The 9,924-nt window shown below is 65.6% G+C and carries 5 protein-coding genes and 1 riboswitch; of the genes, 2 read left to right on the plus strand and 3 right to left on the minus strand.

Annotated features, from left to right (window positions below; genetic code table 11):
* Nucleotides 1-37: 37 nt before the first annotated feature.
* From RMP10_RS06305 to RMP10_RS06315, 3 genes are read right to left on the minus strand one after another with little or no spacing between them, the layout of a single operon-like run.
* Nucleotides 38-1,822, minus strand: a complete 1,785-nt coding sequence (locus RMP10_RS06305; protein WP_310569519.1) for a Mur ligase family protein — start codon at nt 1,820-1,822, stop codon at nt 38-40.
* Nucleotides 1,819-4,683, minus strand: a complete 2,865-nt coding sequence (gene cphA, locus RMP10_RS06310) for a cyanophycin synthetase (RefSeq protein WP_310569520.1) — start codon at nt 4,681-4,683, stop codon at nt 1,819-1,821. Before cphA ends, RMP10_RS06305 begins: the two co-directional genes overlap by 4 nt.
* Nucleotides 4,684-4,689: 6 nt before the next feature.
* Nucleotides 4,690-5,538 carry a cyanophycinase gene (locus tag RMP10_RS06315; RefSeq protein WP_310569521.1) on the minus strand — a complete coding sequence of 283 codons (849 nt, stop codon included), beginning with the start codon at nt 5,536-5,538 and terminating at the stop codon, nt 4,690-4,692.
* Nucleotides 5,539-5,643: 105 nt separating this feature from the next.
* Here RMP10_RS06315 and iadA point away from each other — a divergent pair, with 105 nt between their 5' ends.
* Both iadA and RMP10_RS06325 read left to right on the plus strand, forming a co-directional pair.
* On the plus strand, nt 5,644-6,807 hold the full coding sequence (gene iadA, locus RMP10_RS06320; protein WP_310569522.1) for a beta-aspartyl-peptidase: 1,164 nt from the start codon (nt 5,644-5,646) through the stop codon (nt 6,805-6,807).
* 140 nt (nt 6,808-6,947) lie between these two features.
* Nucleotides 6,948-7,152, plus strand: a riboswitch (cobalamin riboswitch).
* Between the two features lie 188 nt (nt 7,153-7,340).
* Nucleotides 7,341-9,761, plus strand: coding sequence for an ATP cone domain-containing protein (locus tag RMP10_RS06325; RefSeq protein ID WP_310569523.1), 2,421 nt, complete (start codon nt 7,341-7,343; stop codon nt 9,759-9,761).
* Nucleotides 9,762-9,924: the final 163 nt, after the last annotated feature.

The following is a 9,924-nucleotide window of genomic DNA, read 5'->3' on the forward strand; positions in this document are numbered from 1 at the left end:
GCTACACGGAGCGCCACGCTGCCTCATACGCGGCCGACTACGTCTCCGGCAACGCCTCACCGGCGCGCCAGCCGTCGGTTCGCAACTGTTCGAGATAGGCCGTGACCCGTCCGCGCTCGGCGTGGGTGGGCAGCACCAGCACGTCGCCGTCGCGTGCCCACGCGAGCAACGCACGCACGGCGTCGAACTCACTTGGCGAAACCGTAACCCGATCGTCCGCTGCGCCGCACCGCCGGAGCTCGTCTACGAGCAGCGTCGGCAATTCCCCTTCAGGACGGCCGCGCAGTAGCGATACCATTTCCTTCACGACGACGCGATCAAAGGTCGCCACGCTCCACGCCGCCCGCGCGAGCGCCCGCAGCTGCTCATCATCACGATCTCCCGCGTTGCCGAGCACCAAGCCGCGCCGTGCCGCGACGACCGACGCGGCGGTGGCGCACAGCGCGCGAATGCCCTCGGGATTATGCGCGTAGTCCACGAACGCGGTAATCCCCCCGAACGCGTAACGCTCGAGACGTCCCGCGTTGTCGTGCACGGCCGCACCAAATCGGCGCAACGCAACATGCACGGCTGACAACGACACGCCGGCGCAACTCGCGGTCAGTGCCGCCGCCAGTGCGTTCTCCACGTTGTGGCGCGCCGCTCCATCGGCCGTGACGGGCATCTCGTGCACGCGTCCGGCGTCGCCCCACACGCCCTCGCGACAGAGCATGAGATGTCCGTCGTGCAGCACCGCACCATCGCCATATGCTTCGATGCCGTCGGCGACGAGCTCCGTGTCGGCGTTCATGCTGAACCACACGATGGGAACGGCGTGCACCGCTGAGAGACGCTCGCCGAGCGCCACAAGCGTGGGATCGTCGGCATTGAGTACCAGCCGCGCTGCTGGGCCGAGCGCGCGCGTGACGATGGCCTTGACCTCGGCCAGATCCTCGAGCGTATGCACGCCGTACTCCCCGAAGTGGTCGGCCGAGATGTTCGTGATCACCGCGACCTGCGCGGTGGTCGTGCCCAGTCCGCGACGCAGCATGCCGCCCCGCGCCGTTTCGAGGACACCCACCTGCACGTCGGCATCGCGCATCACGAGGCGCGCACCTCCTGGCCCGGTGTAATCACCAACACCCAGCGTACGCTTCTCGACATCCGACTCCACGAACACCCCGTCGCTGCAGCTCCAGCCGGTGGTCGCACCAGCGGCGCGCCACATCGCAGCCACGAGACGCGTGGTGGTGGTCTTGCCGTTGCTGCCCGTGACCATGATGAGCGGCACATCGCTCACGTCGTTCCATGCCACCGATGCCGATGGCGGCGCGTCACCATGGGGCCAGGTGCGCACACCGCGTCCGCTGCCGACACTCACGGCTTCATCGTCGATGCTGAATGCCAGACCACGCGTAAGCGCTCCCGCCGCCAGTTCGCGCACGTGCGGATGTCGCGCACACTCCTCGGCGTACTGCGCACGCAGCATCGGCGCCGCATCGGGCACCTCGCGCTGGCCGATGTAAGCTTCCGATTCCACCCACGCCATCTCGGCCACCGCGGTCGCGGTCATCAAGCCGTCCGTTGGCGCCGAGAGGTAGCAGGTGGCGTCGCCAATGCTGTGGCGTGCCACGAACTCGGTGCGCTCCCAGCCCAGCGCCTGCGTGAGTCGGCGTGCCGCGTACGGCCAATGATCAACCGCACGACGGGCGTCGTCATCGACGACGACGACCGTAACGACCGCGCCGGGCGTCGGGCCGTACCGATTCGGCCCCTGCAGGCGCCGACAGTCACGAATGTTCGGCGACGGATATTCTGGTTCGTCGACCAGCGCGTCGGTCAATCGCTGGCCTCAGGCACGAGAATCACGCCGCGTTCGTCGCGCATGAGCACGACGTCGTCGGTCACGCTGTTCCACTTGGCCGGCGGCTCGATCGTGGTGGCCGGACCGACGGTCGATCGCGCCGGTGTCGCATCGTCGGCCGGTGAATCTTCCGACACTTCGGCGCGCGGGACCGCACGCGCGGCCCGCGGCGGTGGGATCACGAGCTGTTCGTCATCCGGCCGGAAGTTGGTGATCTGCTTCCAGCCGCGCGCGAGCACGTCGGCGAACACGAGCACGAGATCGCCGGCCCTCGCCATCCGCAGCGCGCCTTCGATGGCCTCCTGCTCGTCGACGATCATCGTCACGCGATCGGCCGCCACGCCATGTGACATCAACGCGTCGCGCAGCATGCGCGGGACCTCGTCAGGTCCGCGTCCACGCGGCGAATCATCGCGCCGCACGATGTAATGATCGAAATCGCCAGCCGCCGACACCGCACCGATGGCCGCGATGTCTTCGTCGCGACGGTCTCCAGGCGCCGACAACACGCAAATGCGCCGGCCCACCGGCTTCATGCGATTCACCAGGTCGCACAGCGCCGCGATTGCGTGCGCGTTGTGCCCATAGTCGAAGAGCACCTTGAACGGATGCTCGTCGTACACATTCAGTCGGCCTGGTGCCTGGAAGAACGTGGTGTCGAACGTGCGCAGTCCATGTCGGATATCCTCGAGCCGCACGCCCATCGAAAACGCCATCGCCGCAGCGAACATTGCGTTCTGCACGTTGAACGTGGCGCGCCCTTCGAGCGTGGCCGGAATGAGATGCGTCCACAGCAGCGGGATGTGCGCCCCGCGATCATAGATCGTGATCATCTGCCCGTTCACACCGGCTTCCAGCGCGATGGCGCGGCCACCAGCGCGGATGTGCTCGCGCACGAGGTCATGCGCCGGGTCCATCGTCACGTAGCACACGTGCTTGGCCTTCGTGTAGGCCGCCATCCGAAGGGTGTTCGGATCGTCGGCATTCAGCACGGCGGTGTCGGTCGCGATTTCCACGACCGTGCGCTTCACCTCGGCCAACTGCTCCAGCGTCTCGATGCCCTTCTGCCCCAAGTGATCGGGCTGAATGTTGAGCACTGCACCGACGTCTACATGCCGCATGGCCATACCAGCGCGCAGCAAACCACCGCGTGCCGTTTCCAGCACGGCTACCTGCACCGCCGGATCGCTGAGCACGATGCGCGCCGACGTGGGGCCCGTCATGTCGCCTTCCACCGTGCGCTGTCCATCGATGTACACACCATCGGTGGTGGTGAGCCCTACGCGCTTGCCCGCCAGCTTGTGAATGTGCGCCAGCAGGCGCGAGGTGGTCGTCTTGCCATTGGTGCCTGTGATCGCGGCAATCGGAATCGTGCTCGGTGCGCGATCGGGAAACAGCATATCGATCACCTTGCCGGCGACATCGCGCGGGCGCCCTTCGCTGGGCGCCATATGCATGCGGAAGCCGGGCGCCGCATTCACTTCGCACACGGCACCACCGATGTCTTTATAAGATTCGGTGATGTCAGGCGTGAGAAAGTCCACGCCGCCCACATCGAGGCCGATGGCCTTGATCGCACGCACCGCCATCTCGGCGTTGTCGGGATGCACGACGTCCGTCATGTCGGTGGCCGTGCCACCCGTCGACAAGTTGGCGGTGAGGCGAAGGTACACATCCTCACCCGCCGGCGGTACGGTGGTGGCGTCGTAGCCCAGCTTGGTGAGCAGACCCATCGCCTGCTCGTCGAGTTCGAGCTGCGTGAGGACCTTCTCGTGACCGATGCCGCGACGCGGATCACTGTTCACGATGGCGATGAGCTGCTCGATGCTGTGCACGCCATCACCCGTGACCTTGCCGGGCTCGCGCTTGCTGACGGCCACCAGTTCGCCGTCGATCACCAGCATGCGGTGATCGTGTCCCGTGATGTAGCTCTCCACAATCACGCTGCGCGAAATCTCCTGCGCGCGCAGGAAGCCGGCGACCACCTGTTCAGGCGTGGCCAGGGCAATGGACACGCCGCGTCCGTGATTACCGTTGTACGGCTTGGTGACGACGGGATAGCCGATGGTCTTGGCGGCACTGATCGCCTTCTCCGCCGACTGCACCAGCCGCTGCTTCGGCACCGGGAGACCGAGGTTGGCGAGAATACGATTCGTTTCTTCTTTGTCGCCCGCGAGGTCGACCGCGATGTGCGACGTCTTGCCGGTGATCGTGGCCTGAATGCGCTGCTGATAACATCCGTAACCCAGCTGAATGAGACTCTGCTCGTTCAGACGGATCCAAGGGATGTCGCGCGCCTCGGCCGCGTGCACAATACTCGCGGTGCTCGGTCCGAGGGCCCGGCGCTGCGCGTAACGAATGAAGGCGTCACGACGCGCGGCGAGGTCGAAGCTCGGATCGGTGCCACGCGGTCGGAGATCTTCGGGCAGCAGATGGTGCAACAGATCGAGTGCCACTTCGGCCGCTTCGTGTCCGACATCGGCCTGCTCGTACTCGAACACCACGTCGTACACACCGGGCTGCGCGGTCTCGCGCGTCTTGCCGAAGGTGACCTTCACGCCGGCAATGTTCTGCAGCTCGATCGCCACGTGTTCGAGTACATGCCCCATCCACGTGCCTTCGTCTTCCGTCATGCGACGCACGAATCCACCGGCCACGCCGTACGAGCAGCCGTGCTCGTGCAAGCCCGGCAGGGCCTCCAGCAGCGCTTGAACAAACTCGTCACCGAGCCGCTTGGTGGGCCACTCTTCGAGCGCTCCAAGATCGAGGACGAGCCGGATGACGGGGAAATGCGCGTAGTGGCTCGGCCCCACGTACGTGGAGCGTTCGAGAATCTTCATGATGTGCTATTCGGCCGTGACGAGGGAGTCGCCCAGCGCGGCATTGAGCGCGTCGTGCGGAGATGTAGCCGACGCGGTGGCAACGGCCATCCTCGTGCGGAGATTGAAGCTCGCACCCGCCGCCAGCACATGCAGCGTAGCGCCCAGCAGCGTCACGGCTTCGCCGGGTTCCGCTTCGGCGATCGACGAAAACGAGACGTGCGTCGGATCGATAATCGTGATCGAACCGGCACCCATGACATCGATGGTATCATCCGGCGCAATAAACGCGGCCGTATCTTCATCGACACCAAGTCCGAAGGCGAACGGATTGTACGCCAGCGCGGTGAGCAGGCGCCCCAATCGATCGCGCTGCCGGAAGTGCTGATCGATGATGACGCGATTCGTGAGCCCGAGGCCCGCACACATCGTGACCATGCCGGCGCGGGGCGAGCTCCCCTCGGCGCCGTACGCGATCATGTGCTCGCTGAGATACGCCGCGCCGGCGCTGGTCCCGGCAATGTGCATCCCCGCGGCGTGCCGCTCCCGCAGCAGATGACCCACCGGCGTGCCGCCAAGCGTGGTCGAAAGCTTAAGCTGATTGCCGCCGGTGATGAACACCCCGGTGGCGCTGCCCAGCCATTCGAGCCAGTCGCCGTCGTCACAGTCGCTGCGCCGCTCGAAGTTGAGCGCCTTGGCCTGTGTCACGCCGTGCCGTTGGAATACGCGCTCATAGAACGCGCCCATGTCCGGCTCTGACGACGCGGTGGGAATGATCGCAATGCGTGCTGCCGCGCCGCCGCTCAACGCCACGAAGCGGTCGAGGATGGACGGGGTGAGCAGCTTGCCGCCAATCGGGATGATCCAACCGCGCATAAGTCGGGGATGTGCGTGAGCCGTGCGTACCGTTGCGTACGTCACCGGAGGCGTCGAGCCTTACGAAAGCTAACGCTGGCCGAGGCTGCTGGGTAACGTTCCCGGATGCTGCTGCTACGCAATGCGACTGTATTCGCTCCCGAATCGCGGGGGCAGATGGACCTGCTCGTCGGCGGAGAGCAGATCCTGTGGATGGGCGCGTCAATCGGAGCGCTGCCTCCGGTGCTCGACGTGACCGAGATCGATCTCGGGGGGCGCGTGGTCATTCCCGGGTTGGTGGACGGCCATGCGCATCTCACCGGCGGCGGCGGCGAAGCCGGCCCGAACACGCGCGTGCCTGCCCCGCCCCTCTCGCAGTACACGCTCGCCGGTGTCACCACGACCATCGGCGTGCTTGGCACCGACGACGTCACGCGGAGTACCGCCGAGCTGGTGGTCACGGCACGCGGACTGGTGGCCGAGGGGCTGTCGGCGTGGTGTCATACGGGTGGATACCATGTGCCGCCAGTCACGCTTACCGGCAGCGTACGCGGCGACATTGTGCATATCGACCGGGTGATCGGTGTGGGCGAGCTCGCCCTCAGCGATCACCGCTCGAGCCAGCCCACGCTGGACGACCTGCTGAAGGTGGCGGCCGAGGCGCACGTGGGCGGCATCATGACCGGCAAGGCGGGCGTGGTGCATCTGCATATGGGAGACGGGGTGCGCGGCCTCGACCTGGTGCGCCAGGCACTCGACGCGAGCGAGATCCCGGCGCGGGTGTTCAACCCCACGCACGTGAATCGCAAGCGGGCACTGTTCGAGGAGGCGGTGGCGCTGGCCCGTCGCGGGTGCGTAGTGGATATTACGTCGTTCGACGTGTCGTCTGAGGAGGATGCCTGGAGCGCGGCGGATGCTCTCGAGCGTTTCTGGGCCAGCGGGGCGCCGGCCACCAACGTGACCGTGAGCAGCGACGGGGGCGGGTGTCTGCCGGTGTTCGACGCCGATGGGCGGGTGGTCGAGATGGGCGTCGGTCACGCCGGCAGTCTCTTGGAGACCGTGCGCGAGCTCGTGGCCCGCGGACACGGCCTCGATCGGATCCTGCCCGCCTTCACCAGTAACGTAGCGGCACTGCTCCGCCTATCGGCCAAGGGCTCACTCCGAATCGGGGCCGACGCAGACCTGGTGGTGCTCGACGCCGAGTACAGAGTCCGCGACGTCATGGCCCGTGGCGTCTGGCACATTCAGGACGGAATGACCGAGCGCCGTGGCACCTTCGAGACAGCGTGACGCCCGTGTCCTGACACGCCGGAGACGCGTCCTGAAAAATCGGTCGGTTTCGGGTTTGTGTAAGGAAACAAGTATTGACTTAATCGCCCTTTAGCTGGAAGTTGGGCGTCCGGCTGTCGTTCGTGACAGCAGGCAACTGTTTCACGACATAGGTGTGTGGTCGCCGATCCCGACGTTGGGGTTGGCGCTAAGAGGGAACCCGGTGCGATTCCGGGGCGGCCCCGCCGCTGTAAGGGAGGACGAAGGAGCAGCACGCCACTGCGCACTCAGGGTTGGGTGCACGGGAAGGCCGCTCCGGAGGACGAATCCCGAGCCAGAAGACCTACCAGACACTGGAGTCCGCGCGCACCCTCGAGGGAGGGCACGCCGGGGATCGCTGTGTGCCGTTCACTTGAATGGCGCCGGCTCCGCTGGGCTCCTTGCTGCACATCGCAAGGAGCCTTTTTCGTCGCCCGGCGTGTGAGCTGGGGGGTGGGAAGCGCAGGTCCTCGGGGGTGTGCATTCAATCGCTGGTTCACCCGAAGGAGGCACACTTGGCCGTTTCCGTCGCCCCCCGCAGTTCCGAGTTCCGAGCCAGCTACGACGCCGCCGGCATCAAAGCGGTCACGCAGGTCGTCAAGCGCGACGGCCGCTCGGCCCCGTGGGATCCGGAGTGCATCACCCGTGCGATCGCGCTGGCGTTCTACGCCTCGCGACACGACGATGCGCCGAACCCGCTTCACAACGACGCCGCGCATCGCTTCGGACTCGGCTTCACCGACTTCGCCGACGTCTGCGCCATCACGCAGCTCGTGGTGAACACGGTCGAGCGTCGCGCGCAGGATCATGTGCCCACGGTCGAAGAGATCCAGGACATCGTGGAAATGATGATCGCCGCACGTGGGCATTGGGACATTGCCAAGCGCTACGTGTTGTATCGCGCCGCCCGCGCCCAGCATCGCATCAACGTGCACGGCGAGAACGGCCTGCAAGACTACATCTTCCTGTCGCGCTACTCGCGCTACCGGGAAGATCTGGGTCGCCGGGAAACGCCGTCGGAAGCGTTTACGCGGGTGATGGACATGCATCGCGACCACTTCGCCGATCGCGTCGATCTGCCGGTGGCCGGCTTCGGTGGACGCACGCTGCGCTCGCTCATGGCGGAAACGGAGTCCGCGTTGCAGCGTCGCGCGATCCTGCCCTCCATGCGCTCGCTGCAGTTCGGCGGCCGCGCGATCGAAGCGAACAATGCGCGCATGTTCAACTGCGCGTTCACACACATGGATCGGCTCGACGCCTTCAAGGAATCCTTCTTCCTGCTCATGTCGGGCACAGGCGTCGGCTTCAGCGTGCAGAAGCATCATGTGTCGCAGCTCCCCGCCTTCCCGCTCCGCGCGGCGGAGAACGAGCTGCCGGTGGTGCACTACATGGTGCCCGATACGCTCGAAGGCTGGGCGGATGCGCTCGACGCGCTGATCCGCTCGTACCTCGACGGCACGAAGGTGGAGTTCAACTACAGCGCGATCCGTTCGCGTGGTCAGTCGCTGCGGACCTCGGGCGGTCGCGCCCCGGGTCACTTGCCGCTCAAGAAGGCGCTGTTGGCGGCTGAACGCATGCTCGATCAGGTGCCGGGCCGCGCGCTCCGCCCCATCGAAGTGTACGACATCATGATGCACGTGGCGGTTGCCGTGCTCTCCGGCGGGATCCGTCGCTCGGCCACCATCTGTCTGTTCTCGTCGGACGACGACGAGATGGCCGCGGCCAAGACGGGCAACTGGTTCGAGACCAACCCGCAGCGCGGCAAGTCGAATAACTCCGCCGTGCTCGTGCGCGAAACGGTGCAGCCGTCGGACTTCGCGAAGCTGTTCGAGTTCCAGAAGGAGTTCGGAGAGCCCGGCTTCTACTTCGTGGATGACGCCGAGTACGGCGCCAATCCGTGTGTGGAAATCGGTCTCGCACCTTATATGATTGTGGACGACGCGGCGCAGGCGAAGCTCGCGAAGTACGGCCGTCCCGATGTCGCGATCGGCTCGCGCGTGTCGGGCTGGCAGATGTGCAACCTCACGACCATCAACGCCGGCGCCTGCGACAGCGAAGAGTCGTTCCTGGCCTGCTGCCGTGCCGCGTCGTTGCTAGGCACGATGCAGGCGGCGTACACCGACATCCCGTACCTCGGTGCGGCCACGCGCGTGATCAACGAGCGCGAGTCGCTGCTGGGCGTGTCGATCTGCGGTATCCTCGATCGTCCGTCGCTGCTGCTCAATCCGTCGGTGCTGGAACGTGGCGCGAAGGAATGCCTCGACACCAACGCGGCGATCGCCGAACACCTCGGCATCGAGCCGGCGGCGCGTATTACGTGCGTGAAGCCGGAAGGCACCGCCAGCCTCGTGCTGGGCGCGGGCTCGGGCATTCACCCGCACCATGCACGGCATTACTTCCGTCGCGTTCAGGCGGCGCGCACGGAGCCGTTATACCAGTGGTTCAAGCTGCACAATCCGCACATGACGGAAACGTCGGTGTGGGATCCCGAGACGACCGACGTGATCACCTTCCCGGTGAGCGCCGAGCCCGACGCGATCCTGCGCGAAGATGTCGGCGCCGTGCAGTTCCTCGAGTACGTGAGACTGGTGCAGGAACACTGGGTGCGCGCCGGCCGCCGTCACGAGCAGTACAACCCGGGGCTGCACCACAACGTGTCGAATACGGTCACGGTGAAGGACGACGAGTGGGAAGCCGTGCAGCAGTTCATCTGGGACAACAGGGAATACTTCGCCGGCATTTCGCTGCTACGCGAAACAGGCGACAAGATCTACGCACAGGCACCGCGCGAAGAAGTGACGACCGAGTCGGACATGATTCGCTGGAATTCGTTGTCGTATCGCGAGGTCGATTACACTATGCTGCTCGAAGGTGTCGACATGACGACGCTGGGCGATACGGTGGCGTGTGCGGGTGGGGCGTGCGAGATCATTTAAGGACAGTGTTGCTCGCCTGAGCAGACAAAACACCCTAGGAAGCAGGAAGGAGGGTGTCAGGAGGGAGGAAGCAGGTGAACCGCGCGTGGTTCCTGCCTCCTCTTCCCTGACACCCTCCTTCCCAGTTCAAGGGGTCAGAGTCGTTGAACGCTCGCGTTCAACG

The organism is Gemmatimonas sp., assembly GCF_031426495.1.
In the GTDB taxonomy this organism is placed as follows: domain Bacteria; phylum Gemmatimonadota; class Gemmatimonadetes; order Gemmatimonadales; family Gemmatimonadaceae; genus Gemmatimonas.